Origin of the sequence: Maridesulfovibrio zosterae DSM 11974, from assembly GCF_000425265.1 — a bacterium.
GTDB classification, from domain to species: domain Bacteria; phylum Desulfobacterota; class Desulfovibrionia; order Desulfovibrionales; family Desulfovibrionaceae; genus Maridesulfovibrio; species Maridesulfovibrio zosterae.
In genome coordinates this window covers 318897-336330 of record NZ_KE384342.1, presented here as the reverse complement: position 1 = coordinate 336330, position 17434 = coordinate 318897, and the positions used below count along the sequence as shown (strand labels likewise).

Genomic DNA, 17434 nt, shown 5'->3' with positions numbered 1-17434 from the left:
CAGCATAAAGGGTTGTATCGGATGAAAAAAATCCTTCTATTCCTTGTTATTTTGTTCATGGTTGCAGTACCTGTAATCCATTCTGCACAAACTTATACTGTTTCCATCACCCAGATTGTTGAACACCCTTCTCTTGATGCAATGCGGGAAGGTTTTAAAAACAGACTCAAAGAATCCGGCATTGATGTTATTTACAATGAACATATTGCTCAGGGCAATCAAGCAACAAACATACAGATTGCCAACCAGATCAAAGGCGAAAATCCTGAACTGATTCTGGCCATAACCACACCTTCTTCTCAAGCTGTAGCTCAAAAGATTAAAGATATTCCCATATTATTTACAGGTGTTACTGACCCTGTCGCAGCTGGACTTGTTAAAAGTCTAATGCAACCCGGTAAAAATATTACGGGGATGACTGATATGAGTCCCATACTTCGCCAAGTAGAACTCATTAAAGAATTTCTGCCGAGTGTAAAATCAATTGGAACTATTTATAATGCAGGTGAAGCCAATTCAGTAGTTCTCATCACATTGCTTAAAGAAGTCTGCAAAGACTTTGGAATCAGTGTAGAAGAAGCATCTATTGCAAACTCAAGCGGAGTCTATCAGGCAGCCAAAAGTCTTGTCGGCAAATGTGATGCGATATACATCCCACTTGATAATACTGTCGTTTCCGGTCTTGAATCTGCAATTAAAGTATGCCGCCAGAATAAACTGCCCATTTTCTCTGCAGACACAGATTCAGTTGAGCGCGGTACAGTTGCAGCTATCGCCCTAGACTACTATCGCATGGGTATGCAAACAGCTGATATGGCTGCACGAATTCTGTCAGGCAAAGCAAAACCTGCTGATATGCCTGTGGAATCACTCCAGAACCTACGACTGTATGTTAATGAAAAGGCTGCAGCCACAATGGGTGTTGCCATTCCACGTCAAATTATGGAACGGGCTGACAGGGTCATCAAATAAATCATATTTGCAAAATGAACATAATAGAGTTAAAGGCGCAGTACATTCTGCGCCTTTTTTAGTGTGCTTTTTATCCTCTAAACTTAACAGACTTAAATAAAATGATCAGCTTATACGCCTTTATGGGTGCTCTGGAACAAGGGACCGCATTTGGTCTCATGGTTCTGGGTGTTTACCTTACTTTCAGGGTACTGGATTTCCCGGACCTTACTGTTGACGGAAGTCTACCGCTTGGGGCTGCTGTCTCGGCTGTTGCTATAAGCAGTGGCTACCATCCCATTGCAGGGATAATTATGGCAGCCGGAGCAGGTTTTCTAGCTGGAGCCGTGACCGGTATTTTAAATACCAAATTTAAAATACTCCACCTGTTAGCCAGTATTTTAACCATGATATCTCTTTATTCAATAAATATAAGAATCATGGGCAGGCCAAATATCACACTTCTAGGTGAGGACACCTTAATAGATCAATTCGTTAATTTTAGTGGACTGCCACCATATTTATCTACACCTATACTTTTCGCTCTTATTTCAGCGACAGCACTAATAATATTAATTTGGTTCCTCAAAACATCATTTGGGCTGGCCATGTTGGCAACTGGTGACAATCCTAAGATGATAACCAGCCTCGGTGTTAACCGTGATATGATGATAATTTTTGGTGTAGGATTATCTAATGCAATGGTTGCCATGTCAGGAGCACTGGTTGCACAAAATCAGGGTGCAGCAGATGTAAACATGGGGATAGGTACAATTATTGCGGGTCTTGCTTCTGTCATTATAGGTGAAACTCTTTTCGGGAAAGTCAACGTGACAAGAGCAATGTTTTCAGCTCTGCTGGGGTCAATTGTTTACCGTATTGCCATTGCCCTTGCTTTGGGTGTCAGAATTGGTGATTTTGCTTTTACCCCCAGCGATTTAAATTTAATTACAGCAGTACTGGTAGTGACTGCGCTCATTTCTCCGCAGATCAAAACTAAACTGATAGGCTGGAGGCATCATAATGCTTAAAGTTGTAAACGCTACCAAGATATTCAATCCAGACAGTGTTAATAAAGTCAAGGCGCTGCGAAATATCAATCTTTCCGTTAAACCGGGAGAATTTATAACTGTCATAGGGTCAAACGGAGCCGGCAAGTCAACTTTTCTAAATTCCATAGCTGGAAGTTTTTTGCTTTCCAGCGGTAAAATCACAATCAACGGGACAGATGTTACAAGCTGGCCAGAGTATAAACGGGCAGCATACCTTGGACGTGTATTTCAAGATCCGCTACTGGGGACCTGTTCAACACTTAGTATTGAAGAGAATATGGCCTTGGCGCTTAAGCGAGGTAAACGGCGAGGCCTTGGTTTTGGAGTACGAAACAAAGACAGAAACCTCTTTAGGGAGCAGCTTGCGACACTCGGCCTTGAACTTGAAAACAGGCTATCTGACAAAGTTGGTCTACTGTCCGGTGGACAAAGACAAGCTTTAACCATGCTTATGGCTACTATGGCTAAACCAGAAATTTTATTACTGGACGAGCATACAGCAGCGCTTGACCCAAAGACAGGAAGAAAAATTCTTGATATAACCGACACCGTTGTTCACCGTGAAAAACTGACGACTATTATGGTTACCCATAATATGAATCAGGCCATCAATATGGGCGACAGGTTGATTATGTTTCATCAAGGCACGATAATTCTGGATATTTACGGAAAGGAAAAGAAGGGGCTGAAAGTAGAAGATCTGCTTGAAAGATTCTACTCTCTTCGTGGCGAGAGTGTGGCAACTGACAGAATGCTTTTTTCCTGAGTTGTCAGATTACCTTTCCACTCAGATATAACTCTGAGATATGTGAAAATCCATAAAACTGAATACACTTGGAGGACTTAAACAATGGGCGAACTTACTTTTTCAATCATCAAACCAGATGCAGTTAAAGACGGTAAAATTGGTGACATCCTTAAAATGATCACTGATTCCGGTCTTAAAATCAAAGCAACCAAAATGATCCACATGACTCAGGTTCAGGCTGAAGGATTTTACGCTGTACACAAAGAGCGTCCATTCTTCGGTGAACTGGTTGAGTTTATGATTTCCGGACCTTGCGTGGTATCTGTTCTTGAAGGCGATGACGCAATTAAGCGTTACCGCGACCTCATGGGCGCTACCAATCCCAATGAAGCAGCAGAAGGTACTATCCGTAAAGCTTTCGGTGCAGGTATTGAAGCTAATGCCTGCCATGGTTCTGACGGACCTGACACTGCTGCTATCGAAGTCCCCTACTTCTTCAGCAACCTTGAACTGGTGAACTAATCATGATTAAAAAAGTTGGATTTATAGGCACAGGCAACATGGGCACCGCCATTATCAGAGGCATGGTGGGCGATGAAAACATCAACCTGCTAGGTTTTGACCTTAACAAAACGGCACTGAATGCTCTTGCCGAAGAAACCGGGCTCACTACATGTGAAACAGTCCGAGATCTTGCCAAGAAATCTGACTATATTGTGCTGGCGGTCAAACCTCAGCACGCTCCCGCAGTTCTTGAAGAGATTGCTCCTGTACTGAATGAGTCCAAATGCTTGATATCAATTGCAGCCGGGCTCACTGTGCGCAAAATTAAAGACTTATGCGAAAATGGCTGCCCTGTTGTCAGGGTCATGCCTAACACTCCTGCGCTTGTAAATGCAGGTGTATTTGCAGTCTGTCTTGATGATGCTCACCTATCAGAGGAACAATCATCCTTCACCCGCGAAATATTCACACCTCTTGGCGATGTATATGTACTTGCTGAAAGTCAATTTGATAGTTTCACAGGTGTTATCGGTTCCGGCCCAGCTTATGTATTTTATTTTATTGAAGCTATGATCGAATCAGCTGTTGAACTTGGATTGCCGCGCACTCAGGCAACCGCCATGGTGGAAAAACTTTTTGAAGGTTCTACCAAGCTGGCACAGGAAAGCAATTTCCACGTAAGTGAACTTCGTGAAATGGTAACATCACCTGGCGGTACTACCGTACAGGCACTGATTCACCTCGATAGAACAGCAACCCGCTCCAATATAATTGATGCAGTCCGCAAAAGCTACGAACGCAGTATAGAACTCGGTAAAAATTAAAGCCACTGGCTACCGGAGAGGGGAACTATAACAAGTTTCTCCTCTCCGAATACCCCCCCTCAATAATTTCAGTTATACACTATGAAATATCATAGCTGAATATTTTATTTTTTACTCAAATTTTCAATCAGTTTTGAATCAGTTTCATACACGGATCAGACTTCATCGTCCTTTTTTTAATTCTCACTATTACAAACTATGATCTGAAACATTCAAAAATGATATGTAAATATACATAAAAAAAGGCCGCATAAGCGGCCTTTTTAAATCACATAGAAATTAATCTTACATCCCTGCAGCCCAGACCATTACAAAGTAAAGATCAAGAAAGACAGCACTGAAAATTGCGCTGAAAGTAACTAATGTTCCCAATCTTTTAAGCTTAAGCGAAGTCCATGTGCCTTCAGGACCTATCACAGGCTTATTTTTTTCTTCACCGAAATATACAGCCTTACCACCCATCCGGGCTCCTAACAGCCATGCTGCTGTAGCCATAGGCCATCCAGCATTAGGACTTTCAGTTTTAGCTGCATCAGTAATCAGGTTATCATATGCTGATTTCCAATCAAGTTTGAGAATACGCCCAACTGCCAGCATCATAAAGCCGGTAATACGTGCAGGTATAAATGCAAGAACATCATCAGTCTTAGCAGCAAAGTAGCCGAAGTCTTTAAACTCTTCATTCTTGTATCCCCACATGGAGTCCATGGTGGATACTGTTTTATATACCCACATTCCAGCTGGACCAGTTACAACAAGATAGAAAAAAGGAGCTACAAAACCATCATTAAGATTTTCACTTGTTGTTTCAGCAAGAGCCTTACGAAGTCCAGCTTCATCAAGTTCAGAAACATCTCGGCTGACAAGTCCGGATATAGCTCTGCGAGCATCTTCAATCCTGCCACCATCGAGCATCTTTGCAGCATTCTTACATTCAGAAAGAAGAGAGCCAAGAGCAAGACCAGCATATGCCAGATATAAAGCGATCAAAATACCCAAAAATGGTATTGCTAATAAGACCTTAACTACTCCCCAAATGACGAGAGAAATACCGAATACACCTATACCACCCATGATTTTATTGGACATTCCAATGGACTGAACCCAACTTCTATAACAATCAAGAAATTTTCCAAGAAGACGGACTGGATGAGGAAACCACTTTGGATCTCCCAAAGCGAAATCCAGAACAAGAGCTATAACCGGAATAAGAAATAATACAGTAGAATTATCCATCAGATAAACAACCTCAAATCTTAAAGCGTTTTACCGGAGAGAATATCACTCCAGAACACAAGGACGGCACTGGATATATAAATCGCAATATTTTATTCCCGTACAGGATAAAAAACTGCACCCAATCCTTCCCACAGAAAAGGGTGCCACCGTCTCTCACCATATAAAAAAAGGCGGTATGAACAAAGTTCATACCGCCTTTTAAACTAGTTTTCGTAGTAAGAACGCAGCAAAGCACTCCGAACAGGATGTCTTAACTTCCTCAGGGCTTTTGCCTCAATCTGACGAATACGCTCTCTGGTAACGTTAAAAAGCTTACCAACTTCTTCAAGAGTATGGTCGGACTTTTCTCCTATACCGAATCTTTTACGCAGAACCTGCTCTTCACGAGGAGTAAGATCGGAAAGAACTGTAGCAATCTGTTCACCGAGCTTAGTACTTACAACCTCTTCAGCAGGAGCGGTGGCCTTCTTATCTTCAATAAAATCTCCAAGGCTGGAATCTTCTTCATCACCGATAGGAGTTTCAAGGGAGATAGGCTCTTTAGCTATTTTCAAAACTTTTTTAACTTTTTCTAATGGATAATCCATACGCTCCGCAATCTCCTCAGGAGAAGGATCACGTCCTAATTCCTGAACGAGATAACGAGAAGTTCTGATGAGCTTGTTAATAGTCTCAATCATATGAACTGGAATACGGATAGTACGGGCCTGATCTGCAATTGCGCGGGTAATGGCCTGTCTGATCCACCATGTAGCATAAGTAGAGAACTTGTATCCACGCTGATATTCAAATTTATCAACTGCCTTCATCAGACCTATGTTACCTTCCTGAATCAGATCAAGAAACTGCAAACCACGGTTGGTATATTTTTTTGCGATAGAAACAACCAAACGCAGGTTAGCACGAATAAGCTCCTGTTTAGCCCGCATAGCACTTCTGTTGCCATGCTTAATCCGCCAGAGAACTTCTTCAAGATCATACACATTGTGGCAGCATTTATCTTGTAAACGAACAAGAATTTCCATTTTACCGGAAATCATTTCCTTAAATGAAAAGAGTTCATCAATTGTCAAACCAAGTTCATCAGCAGCAGCAACAGGATTAATATCCCGATCATCAATCCGCTTAAAAAGATCTTTTATTTCCTGCTGAGTTTTACCGGTAGAAAGTATATAAGCTGAAAGGTCACGCTGACAGTTATGCATCTGTCTTACGTAATCACCAACAGTCTCAATAATCTGATCAATAAGAGTTTTCTCTATCTTAATGTCACGAAGCCTTTCTACTATCTCCTGCTTATAACTGATAATTTCATTTTGCTCTTTGGCAACTTTCTTATCTAAGCGAGCGCAGTAATCAAGCTTACTGTACAATTTATATTTTTTATTAAATAATTTTTTGACTTCATCTAAAAGGAAAATAACCCGCTGACGCTGGTTCATTTCATCTTCGCTTGGGTCATCTTCCTCGATAGTCTTAACAACATCTTTAAGTTTGATACGTGACTCGTCGAGATCTTCGCCAACGCCGATAAGTTCTTCAATCGCAACCGGAATCTCGACCAGTGCGTAAAGAACTTCCATTTCACCGTTTTCAATTTTTTTAGCGATGACAACTTCGCCTTCACGATCAAGCAGTCCAACAGCACCCATTTCACGTAAATACATACGAACAGGGTCAGTACTGCGAGAGACATAGTCGACGGCATCTTCCGCATTTTCATTAAGTTGAATATCATCATCAGAATCTACACCTGCGTCCATGAGCTTTTTGCCATCTTCAGGTGTATTTACGATTGCGATGTTAAGTGAATCAAAAATCTTGATAACTTCATCAAGCTGACTAGACTGATTAAATTCTGCAGGCAGAGCTTTACCCAACTGCTCAAAGGTTAAGAAGCCTTGTTCTTTACCTTCAGTAATCAAAGTCTTAATAGCCTGAATATCCTTAATGTTGCTCATCATCCCTCCATACAGAGTCGTTCAGGACTTTAAGATATGCACTAACGCGGCCCATGTCGCCTTCCGCCTGAGCGCGGCGTAAAGCATCCGTGAGCTTTTTACGGCCCGTGTCGTAACGCCGCCGGGCAATCACCCTGCATACATGCCGCCATTCGTCTTCCAGTTCTGAACCAGATAGAGCTTCCTCCATCCTGCAACTGGCGTAAAAACGTTTTTCAGAATCATCAAGAAAAGACATAATATCCTGCCCGCTGTGAGCCGTTATTAAAGACCACAGTTTTTTGCCCCAGTGCGAGGTCAGGACTTGTGCTATGCCTCTTTCAGATAGTTCCGCGACATATTCAGGATGCTTGACTGCATACCTCAAGAAATATTTATCATCTTTAACCTGAGCACCTACTGGACCAGCAGACTGCGGAACCGCCTTTCGTACAGGCTGTTTCTGCGGCTGAACTGGAGAACTAAGTGCACTGGAAAAAACTGACCTTAGTTCAGCTTCTGCCATCCCAAGACCGGACGCGACCTTAGGCAGGTAAAATGCACGCAAAGACGCACTGGACATCTTTTTAAGAAATCCCTGCGCCCAATCCATTAATTCACGGGGTGAAAACCCCTGTTGCAAGGTTGCCAAAGCAAAATCCAGCCCATCCCTTGCCTGATCCATAAAAACTTGAAATCCTTCTGCCCCTCTGGCCTGAAGAATACTATCGACATCCTCCCCGTCGGGCAGGACTATAACACCGCAGGAAACTCCCTGCGTAAGAATCATTTCTGAACTGCGCAGAGCCGCTTTGACTCCTGCAGAATCCCCATCAAAAACAAGGTCCACTTTAGAACAAAAACCTGAAAGCCGCTTAACCTGATCCGGAGTGAGTGCTGTTCCCAGCACCCCGCAGGAATTTGTATAACCAAACTGATGCAATGAAATTACATCCATATACCCTTCAGTGAGAAGAGCATGCTTAGTCCGTGCGATAGAGTTCCGGGCAGTTGAAAGCCCATACAGGTGATCCCCCTTTTTATATATTGGAGTATCACTGCTGTTTAAATACTTTGGTTCTCCATCTGTAATTACTCTACCGCCAAAAGCAATAACCCGACCCGATAAATTTTTAATGGGAAAGATTAATCTTCCACGAAAACGGTCATAAGTACGCCCTTTGGTATTTTGAGAAAGAAGCCCAGCCTTAACTCCCTGATCAGCTGTATAGCCTTTGGAAATAAGGAATTTCTCCAATCCCTGCCAATCATCTGTACTGCACCCTAGTCCGAAAGAATCAATTACAGAGGATGCAAGCCCCCTGCGCTCAAGATACTTACGTGCAGTACGTCCTTCAGGAAGCTTGAGCATTCTTGCAAAATATTTTGCAGCCAGCTCATGCATTTCCATGAAAATTTTACGTTCAGAACTTCTTTTTGCCGCCCCGGGATCAACTTTACCGGGAGTAAGCTCCACCCCGGCTTCTGCGGCCAGCTGTTCAAGAGCATCTTTAAATTCAAGTCCATTTATATTGGCGTAAAAATCAAAGATATCGCCGGAAGCCTGACACCCGAAACAATAAAAAAAACCTTCTTCGCTGTTTACGCTCATGGAAGGTGTTTTTTCATTGTGGAAAGGGCAAAGCCCCATCCATCTACCAGAAACAGGTTTAAGTTCTACATACCTACGCACTATATCGACAATGTCGAGGCGTTCCTTGATAGCTTGAATAGCAGCTCTGTCCAAAGAATTCTCCATAACATTGAAAAAACAGTTCGAAGACGCTGAAATAATGTACAATTACTGCATCATGATTTTCCATACCACGACACTAAACAAAATGCACTATAAGAGCTCTACCTCTGTCATACCATCTCCACCCCGGTCTTCAGGGGCAAAGCTGAAACTGCTGACAGCAGGATTACCATCCAAAAAGATATGAACTTCACGGCGTAATGCACCGGTTCCACGTCCATGAACTATCTCAAGAGAGGTGGCTCCCCGCAAAAGTGCCTGATCAAGAAATTTACCTAATTCACTGATAGCAATATCAGCACGTTTACCGCGCAGATCAATCTTAAGAGTCATATCCCCTTTGGATGCTTCTGCTGTAACAGGCATTTTTAATTTTGGTGCACTGCCGGTTTTCTTTTCAACCGGACCAAGATGATCCGCAGGAATCCACATGGCAACACCATCCATATCTACTTTGACCCGCTTTTTACGATCATCTTTTTCAAGAACAACTCCTTTGCGGCCCCAGTTGATATTCAGAATCTGTGTACCAACTTCAATATCATTATAAGAAAAAGTCTTAACTGACGATTCAGGCTTACTTTCACCACCGATGGATGAACGGGCCTCTGCTAGTTTTTTCAAAGCCTGCTTGCGACCTAATTTGCCATCCTGCCACTCTTTTAAGACATTCTGCGCCTGATTTTTGACATCGGCAAGAACGGCAAGTCGCTCTCGTTCAAATTTTTCTTCAAGCCTGGCAAGCTTCTTTTCAAGCTTGGCTTTGATGCGATCCATTTCCCCAAGCTCTTTCTCACGGCTGACTGCAAGTTCGTTAAGCCTGTTCATAACCGATCCTGTATCAGAGCCATCCATCAATAAATACTGCTCAGCCTTGCTGAGTATAGATTCAGGCAACCCGTGCTCACGGGCAACATCCAGAGCAATTGAAGCCCCAACCTGATCGTAAGCAATTGAGAAAAGAGGCTTTTTGGTAGACGGATCAAAAAGAACACTTGCAGCACGCACTCCTTCGGTAACCAGAGCGTAGGTCTTAAGAGCCGGAAAGTGCGTAGCAGCAAAACAGGTAACTTCATTTTCAAGTAATCCGTCAACAACAGATTGAGCAAGAGCAGCTCCCTGTGCCGGATCTGTTCCCGAACCAAATTCATCGAGAATAAAAAGAGTTGAAGAATCCATCGATTCCCATATACGACTGATTGACTTAATCTGAGCCGAAAAAGTGCTGACATTCTCTTCAAGAGACTGTTCATCACCCATAATTACAAAAATATCTTTAAAAAGCGGTAGAACCGAACCTTTCTCTACAGGCACGGGTATTCCGCTGAAAGCCATCGCTGCAAGTAGGCCAACGGTTTTGAGGCAGACGGTCTTACCACCTGCATTACCGCCACTGATAATTAAAACTTTCTGATCTGTAGGCAGCTCAATATCAAGTGGATTTACTCCGCCTTCAGCAGTCGCCAGCAAAGGATGACGTGCTCCTTTAAAATCGAATCCAGCGCCGGACTCCACGTCGACAGCGACCGCATTCATACTCGAAGCAAAGTCTATTTTAGACTGCAAAACATCATAATCGACAAGAAAGCCATACGCAGCTTCACACTCAGTAACTTCAGAACGGACCAGCCCAGTCAGATAAGTTAAAATCTTTAATTCTTCAGCCCGCTCCTGCTGACGGAACTCCTGCATGGAATTATTAAGCTCCACAAGAAACAAAGGCTCAAAATAACAGGTTTCACCTGTATTTGAATAATCGTGAATGATACCCTGCAAACGCCCTTTAAAATTCGTTTTAAGCGGCAGGACGTAACGATCGTTAGTAATCGTCATGAAATCATCCTGCAAAAAGCGGCTGATATCTTCACCATGAATAAAATCACGAACTTTCTTGGAACAACGCTGATGAAGGCTGCGTATTGACTGACGTATATCATAAAGTTCAGGAGAACTTTCATCACGAATATTACCGTCCTGATCGAGACAACGCTTCAAACCTGAAAAAGTTTTCTCAGGCCAGCTGATTTCATTCAAATATTCTAATATGTGATTCCACTCTCTTTTCTCAGCAATATCGAGAGCTTCTTTAAGGGTGCGCGCCTGCCCCAAAGTCTGCACAAGAGCAAACAGGGCATCAGCATCAAGGATATTATTAGGCTTGATGAGATATTGAAAAAGTCCCTCTAGAGGAGGAAAATTACTTAGCCTGAATCCGGTTTCTTTTACAAAATTCTGTCCCTGCCTAAAAAACTGAGCAGTAGAATTAATAAGGTCAGCCTCCGGCATAGGAGACAGAGCAAGACAAGCATCTGCCCCTGACGAAGAGACACTATAACCGGACAGGACTTTAAGTACTTTCGGAAATTCGAGTAACTGGAGAGATCTGGGCTCCATAGGATTCCAATATAGAAAAGAAGTTGATCAACATAGCCCTTGTAAGTCAGGGGGCCAATACAGAAAAAAACGGCAACAGCCCCGGATTGACTCCGGGGCCTGCCGTTAAATACGAGCTAAAAGCTGATCGTCAGGAGAGACGGGAACGGACAAGGCTACTTAAAGCCTTACCATCAACCTGTCCTTTATGAGCTGCCATGATGGCCTGCATCACTTTACCCATATCCTGCATTGAAGATGCACCGAGATCGGCTATTGCTTTATCTACCGCTGCCTGAAGTTCCTCAATGGAAAGTTCCGGCGGCATGTACCCAGACAATGCCTCGACTTCTACAGCCTCTTTCTCGGCCAGCTCAGGACGCCCAGCACTTTCGTACTGTTCAATGGAATCCTTACGCTGCTTAATCTGTTTTGCAACAAGATCAAGCACGTCTTCATCAGAGAGAGTATCCTCTCTAACTTCGACCATGCGATTTTTTATGGCAGTTTTGAGATGTCTCAAAACTGTCTTTTTTACATCATCTTTGGCTTTATAAGCCGCGATATAGTCTTTATCAATCTTCTCAACAAGACTCATATATTAACCCATTGACATTTTGCGCATTTTTTTGATGAGCCTTTTGCGAGCAGCAGCTTTTTTCTTCTTACGCTGTACGCTTGGCTTTTCATAGTGCTGACGCTTTTTGAGTTCGGAAAGAACTCCAGCTTTCTCAACCTGCTTCTTAAAGCGGCGAAGAGCTATTTCAAAGTTGTCAGAATCTTCAAGATAAACACCGGGCAATAAAATCACCCCCCCGTCAGGATCTCGCACCCAAAAAGTGCGGAAGAGAATTTTTATAGACTCACAACCGTAATGAAGTCAAGAAAAATACCCAAAAAAAAGTTCAGCATCCGCGTAGAACAGATGCTGAACATCAAAAAACTTTAGAATGATGTACTAATGGCCTGCTACATCGCTTTTGGAATCCATCCATGCTCTAACTGCACAGTATGCCATTCCTGCACCGAGAATACCGAGTACAACATAAAGGACGCCAAAGAAGATAAAGTGATCAGGCATCCACCAAGGAAGATCCATAGGGAGAGGACTCTGAACGGTTTCACCATGTAACATAATATTATCTCCTCAATTAATTATTTAACGGCGTCTTTCAGAAGCTTACCTGGGCGAAATTTTACAACCTTACATGCGGGGATTTTGATTTCTTCACCAGTGCGGGGGTTGCGACCAACGCGCTCTTTTCTTTCATCAACCTGAAATGTACCGAAACCTGTAAGTGTCAACTTACCTTCGTCAACGAGAGTTTCTTCAACTGTATCCAGAAAATAGTTGAGACAACGTTCTGCATCAGCTTTAGTCATACCTGCTTTCTCAGCAATCTTAACAACGAGTTCAGCCTTGGTCATCAGTCCTTCCTCCTTAAAAACGGGAAAATGATTATTGCGGCGCACTCATCTGCGCCTGCCACAAACCTCACCTGCTGGCGAGAGTTAGTTCAAATAAAGTGCTGCGACATCCGCACAACAGTTCGAACAGCTACCATTCAACGAAGTTTAAAACAAGCCCCTGCTCGCGGATTTAAAGATCCAATAATAGCGTACGCACTGAATTAAACAACCTGATGAAAATCTAAAACAAGATTTTAGCCATTAAGTCAAGAGGGAAAATCGTTTTTGACACATTTATACAGGCTTTGAAATTGCAGTGGAGACAAGGCTTCAGGCCGATCTTTAAGCGAAAGTCCTTCGTCTTCAGCCCACTGCACTACAGAATCAGATATGAATGATTTCAATATCTTACCTAACTGCTTACGCCTATACTGAAAACAGTATTTAATAAGCCCTGCAAGCCCCTTAATATCAACGGGTTTTTCATTATCAGGTTTTGGAAAAAATTTTATGACAGCAGAATCAACTTTTGGTTTAGGCTTAAAAACCGTCGGAGGAACTTTAAAAAGATACTGTGTATCACAAAAACTTTTTATCCAGACGGTAATTCCACCATATTTTTTTGATCCTGGGTCAGCTGTTATTCTGGTGGCAACTTCATGCTGGACCATAAAAACACAGACTGCATTAGATTTTGCTGCAACATCCCACATAATTTTTGAAGCTACGTTATACGGAAGGTTGCCTACTATTTTCCATTTTTTTTCAGGATCAAGATTTTCCCACTTAAACTTGAGAGCATCCTCCTGACACACATAAGCAGCGGGAAATTCTTCAGCCAGTGCCGGAGCTAGATTCCTATCTTTTTCAATAAGTGTTAAACTTTCAGGCCCAGCCTCAAGAATATATTTTGTTAAGGCCCCTTGTCCTGGACCTATTTCTATAACTGAATCATTTTTTCCAATCTTCAAACTATCAACTATTTTTCGTGCTATATTAGCATCCTGCAAAAAATTCTGGCCTAGACTTTTCTTGGCCTTATGTCTTATCTGCACAGAGACTCCGCTTTAAAAATTTAAAATTCTAAAAAAGCATCTTAACTTTATGATCATCCATTAAGCAAGTTCAAGGTTGCCCCTCCAGACACAAAATTGTACTATATTTAGATATATGTTCGACTTGTGCAATTTTTTTTTTAAGGAGCAAATAATGCGTTCTTTTCTTAACAACTATTTTAATATTAAAGCTCAAGGATCTACAATCAGCCGCGAAATTATTGCGGGGATGACTACATTTGCCACGATGGCATATATTATTATCGTAAACCCTAAAATACTTGAAGCAGCGGGACTGCCTTTCGGTCCAAGCATGGTTGCAACAATCATAAGTGCTGTATTTGGTACTATGGCCATGGGGCTTTATGCCAAACGCCCTTTTGCTGTCGCGCCATATATGGGAGAAAATGCCTTTATAGCCTTTACTGTTGTAAAAGTTATGGGACACACTTGGCAAACTGCTCTAGGAGCCATTTTTATTGGCGGAACACTTTTTATAATATTTACAGTAACTGGAATCAGGTCATGGCTAATAAGGGCCATCCCTAAAAATCTGAAAAATGCTTTTGTAGTCGGAATCGGTCTTTTTCTAGCTTTCATTGGGCTGAATACTACCGGCATTGTCACAATAGGTGTCCCTGGAGCTCCTGTTCATATAGGCGATCTCACCTCACCAACTGTACTTCTTGCCCTCGGATGTTTTTTTCTGACAACAATTTTGATGGTCCGTAAAGTTAACGGAGCACTCATAATAGGAATTATTGCTACGTCCGCAGCAGCTATTTCAATGGGAATAATTAATGTTCCAGCTACATACGTAAGTATGCCGCCATCTCTGAAACCTATTCTTTTTAAGCTTGACATTATGGGGGCACTAAACTGGGGATTTATCTCAGTTATCCTGACCGTTTTTGTTCTTGATTTTCTCGATACAATGGGAACTATCTATGCTGTATCTCACCGTGCAGGATTACTCGATGAAAATGGAGACCTCCCGCAAATTGAAAAACCGCTATTGGTTGATGCCGCTACAACAGTATTTGCTTCTCTGCTTGGCACCACTACTACCGGAGTATTTGTTGAGTCAGCAACGGGAATAGAGGCAGGGGGTAGAACAGGACTGACTGCAGTAACGACAGCCTTGCTTTTTCTTGCAGCTCTGTTTCTTGCACCGGTTCTTACAGTTATTCCTGCTTGTGCATACGGCCCCAGTCTTATTGTCGTAGGAATGCTTATGATGGCACCATGCAAGGAGCTGGAATTACATGATATCAGTGAACTTGTTCCAGCATTTTTGGTAATTATTCTCATGAGTTTTACTTACAATCTCGGCATAGGGATGACAGCAGGCTTCATAGCATATCCTTTGATGAAAATTGTAACTGGAAAGACATCTGAAATATCCATCGGATTATGGATTCTGTGCGCATTGTCTGTCTTATTTTTTATTGCGTGCCCGCATTAAAAAATTATGACCCATTAAATCTACAGTTTTTTATTAAAAAATTATATGATGAAAGCTAAAGCCTGCTTAATATTTACCGATACAAAAAATATAAACTGACAACATACCCCCATAAAAAAGGAAGTTAGTCATATGAATATTAGTTTTGGTATTGAAACAAATACAGAGCAGGCCTTCAAACTGGCTGGCAATAAGAATGTAGAAAATAGTGTAGACGAAAACAAAACACCTTCTGTCACAAGCGACATAGACGGCGATACAGTTGAAATATCAGCTGAAGCCAAAGAGAAACTGGAGCAGTCCAAAACTCAATATAAAAAGCAGAAGGCCCCTGACGATGTGGCTGGTAGCGGAAGTGGCAGCAACGATGATGAAACAATAAAGACGATTCAAGAACGAATCGAAAAACTTCAGGAAGAAATAAAAAAACTAAAAGAAAATCCTGAAACAAATAAAAAAATGATTTCTGCAAAAGAAAATGAATTAGTTCAACTTCAGGGACAGTTACTTCAGATGATTAAGGAAAATGGTGACAAGTCAGGTTCAAATGTATCTGGAGGTACTTCTGCTCAAGGATTTACTAACTCATTAACTTGATGATTTAAAATTCCTTCGAATCCTTTGACAAAATAGTGGAAAATACATAAGCCGAATGGCATTAATAAAATCCATATAAGGATGGAGGAAGTTCATGAATTTGAGGAAATACATTCGCGATGTTCCTAATTTCCCTAAAGAAGGCATCGTATATTTTGATATTACACCACTTCTGGCAGCCCCTGCTGCGTTTCAGTATACCATTGACATGATGGCTGAACGTTTCAGCGACCGTAAGGCTGATAAAATTGCTGCGGCAGAAGCACGCGGTTTTATTTTCGGTGCACCGTTGGCTTATAAGCTGGGGATAGGCTTCGTACCCATCCGTAAACCAGGTAAATTGCCCTATGAAACTGTTTCTGTAAGCTACGACCTGGAATATGGGACTGATAATCTGAGCATGCACATTGATGCTGTAGATAAAGGTGAAAATGTCCTGCTCATTGATGATGTTCTCGCAACGGGCGGAACAGCTGAAGGCATGGTTAAGCTTGTAGAAAAAGCCGGCGGAATTGTTTCCGGAATTGGTTTTCTCGTGGAGCTGGGTTTTCTTGACGGTAAGAATAAACTTGGCAACATTACTGCTGAGCATCTACTCAAACTCTAATTCAAAATCTATTAACTCCTTCTCACTATCTCAGTGAGAAGGAGTTTTTTTATGTATTTTTCTAAATTAAGGACGGCTAATTATGGCAGTAATAGGTATTATCGGCGGGAGCGGACTGGATAACCCGGATATTCTTAAAGACGCAAAAGATTCTAATATAAAAAATATATGGGGTGAACCCAGCTCTCCAATAAAATCAGGAACTATTGCTGGAAAAGAGGTCCACATCATAGGAAGACACGGACGGGAACATACTATCCCTCCCACTTATGTTAACAATAGAGCAAACATTCAAGCCCTCAAGGAACTCGGCTGTGACTGTATTCTTGCAACCACAGCAGTAGGTTCGTTACGTGAAGAGATAGACCGCGGACATCTGGTTATTATAGACCAGTTCATTGACTTCACTCGCAAAAGAGAACTCACTTTTCATGAAAAGTTTGAACCCCATAATCCTGCACATACTCCTATGGCAGAACCTTTTGATGCTTCTTTACGCACTAAAATGGTCGAATCATGCAAGGAACTAGGAGTGACAGTCCATGAAAAAGGAACCGTTATAACCATCGAAGGTCCACGTTTTTCAACCCGCGCTGAATCCTACATGTTCAGGGCATGGGGAGCTGATATTATAAACATGTCTACCGCTCCTGAAGCAATCCTTGCTAACGAAGCTGGTATCCCCTACGCAGCAGTTGCAATGTCAACTGACTATGACTGCTGGAAAACAGATGAAGAGCCTGTAACATGGGACGATATTCTGAAAATTTTTCAAGCAAATGCTGACAATGTTACTTCCATGCTGATTAAAACCATCAAAAAATTATAATACTGAAATTGTTCCGCAACCGAAGACTGACATAATATATTAACAAACATCACGACTATTAAAGTGAAGTTTATCTGGATTAAA

The 17434-nt window shown here is 42.0% G+C and carries 18 protein-coding genes; 9 read left to right on the top strand and 9 right to left on the bottom strand.

The genetic code is table 11. The features are described from left to right. Positions 1-21: 21 nt before the first annotated feature. The 5 genes from H589_RS0113050 (at position 22) to proC (ending at position 4079) form a co-directional block, all read left to right on the top strand. Positions 22-972: an ABC transporter substrate-binding protein gene (locus H589_RS0113050; protein ID WP_027722428.1), complete on the top strand. Its 951-nt coding sequence runs from the start codon at positions 22-24 to the stop codon at positions 970-972. 101 nt (positions 973-1073) lie between these two features. Continuing rightward, a complete protein-coding gene (locus tag H589_RS0113045) occupies positions 1074-1982 on the top strand; it encodes an ABC transporter permease (RefSeq protein WP_211225345.1) in 909 nt (302 codons plus the stop codon). Then, positions 1975-2769 carry an ABC transporter ATP-binding protein gene (locus tag H589_RS0113040; RefSeq protein ID WP_027722426.1) on the top strand — a complete coding sequence of 265 codons (795 nt, stop codon included), beginning with the start codon at positions 1975-1977 and terminating at the stop codon, positions 2767-2769. The genes H589_RS0113045 and H589_RS0113040 overlap by 8 nt, the downstream gene beginning before the upstream one ends. Positions 2770-2853: 84 nt before the next feature. Beyond that, a complete protein-coding gene (gene ndk / locus H589_RS0113035; protein ID WP_027722425.1) occupies positions 2854-3273 on the top strand; it encodes a nucleoside-diphosphate kinase in 420 nt (139 codons plus the stop codon). 2 nt (positions 3274-3275) lie between these two features. Continuing rightward, complete coding sequence (gene proC / locus H589_RS0113030; protein WP_027722424.1) at positions 3276-4079, top strand: pyrroline-5-carboxylate reductase; 804 nt, start codon at positions 3276-3278, stop codon at positions 4077-4079. A 285-nt stretch (positions 4080-4364) separates the two neighbouring features. Here the strand turns inward: proC and cbiB are convergent, their stop codons facing one another. From cbiB to rsmA, 9 genes are all read right to left on the bottom strand, one after another. Continuing rightward, positions 4365-5315, bottom strand: a complete 951-nt coding sequence (cbiB, locus tag H589_RS0113025; protein ID WP_027722423.1) for an adenosylcobinamide-phosphate synthase CbiB — start codon at positions 5313-5315, stop codon at positions 4365-4367. 206 nt (positions 5316-5521) lie between these two features. Continuing rightward, entirely contained in the window at positions 5522-7279 is a 1758-nt protein-coding gene (gene rpoD, locus H589_RS0113020) for an RNA polymerase sigma factor RpoD (RefSeq protein ID WP_027722422.1), read from the bottom strand. Continuing rightward, positions 7266-9005 carry a DNA primase gene (dnaG, locus tag H589_RS0113015; protein ID WP_051249747.1) on the bottom strand — a complete coding sequence of 580 codons (1740 nt, stop codon included), beginning with the start codon at positions 9003-9005 and terminating at the stop codon, positions 7266-7268. Before dnaG ends, rpoD begins: the two co-directional genes overlap by 14 nt. A gap of 99 nt (positions 9006-9104) precedes the next feature. Then, the gene (locus H589_RS0113010; protein WP_027722420.1) at positions 9105-11408 is read right to left on the bottom strand and encodes an endonuclease MutS2; all 2304 of its coding nucleotides are present in this window, start codon (positions 11406-11408) and stop codon (positions 9105-9107) included. Between the two features lie 130 nt (positions 11409-11538). Beyond that, on the bottom strand, positions 11539-11985 hold the full coding sequence (locus tag H589_RS0113005) for a GatB/YqeY domain-containing protein (protein ID WP_027722419.1): 447 nt from the start codon (positions 11983-11985) through the stop codon (positions 11539-11541). A 3-nt stretch (positions 11986-11988) separates the two neighbouring features. Continuing rightward, a complete protein-coding gene (gene rpsU, locus H589_RS0113000) occupies positions 11989-12189 on the bottom strand; it encodes a 30S ribosomal protein S21 (protein WP_015336888.1) in 201 nt (66 codons plus the stop codon). 156 nt (positions 12190-12345) lie between these two features. Beyond that, positions 12346-12522 carry a hypothetical protein gene (locus H589_RS20950; RefSeq protein ID WP_169433123.1) on the bottom strand — a complete coding sequence of 59 codons (177 nt, stop codon included), beginning with the start codon at positions 12520-12522 and terminating at the stop codon, positions 12346-12348. A 20-nt stretch (positions 12523-12542) separates the two neighbouring features. Next, positions 12543-12860, bottom strand: a complete 318-nt coding sequence (locus H589_RS0112990) for an HU family DNA-binding protein (protein ID WP_281168144.1) — start codon at positions 12858-12860, stop codon at positions 12543-12545. A 203-nt stretch (positions 12861-13063) separates the two neighbouring features. After that, on the bottom strand, positions 13064-13852 hold the full coding sequence (gene rsmA / locus H589_RS0112985) for a 16S rRNA (adenine(1518)-N(6)/adenine(1519)-N(6))-dimethyltransferase RsmA (RefSeq protein WP_027722417.1): 789 nt from the start codon (positions 13850-13852) through the stop codon (positions 13064-13066). A gap of 154 nt (positions 13853-14006) precedes the next feature. Here rsmA and H589_RS0112980 point away from each other — a divergent pair, with 154 nt between their 5' ends. From H589_RS0112980 to mtnP, 4 genes are all read left to right on the top strand, one after another. Further along, on the top strand, positions 14007-15317 hold the full coding sequence (locus H589_RS0112980) for an NCS2 family permease (RefSeq protein ID WP_027722416.1): 1311 nt from the start codon (positions 14007-14009) through the stop codon (positions 15315-15317). 132 nt (positions 15318-15449) lie between these two features. Then, entirely contained in the window at positions 15450-15914 is a 465-nt protein-coding gene (locus tag H589_RS19790) for a hypothetical protein (protein ID WP_051249746.1), read from the top strand. A 94-nt stretch (positions 15915-16008) separates the two neighbouring features. Then, entirely contained in the window at positions 16009-16521 is a 513-nt protein-coding gene (locus H589_RS0112970; RefSeq protein WP_027722415.1) for an adenine phosphoribosyltransferase, read from the top strand. Between the two features lie 82 nt (positions 16522-16603). Continuing rightward, a complete protein-coding gene (gene mtnP / locus H589_RS0112965; RefSeq protein ID WP_027722414.1) occupies positions 16604-17350 on the top strand; it encodes an S-methyl-5'-thioadenosine phosphorylase in 747 nt (248 codons plus the stop codon). Positions 17351-17434: the final 84 nt, after the last annotated feature.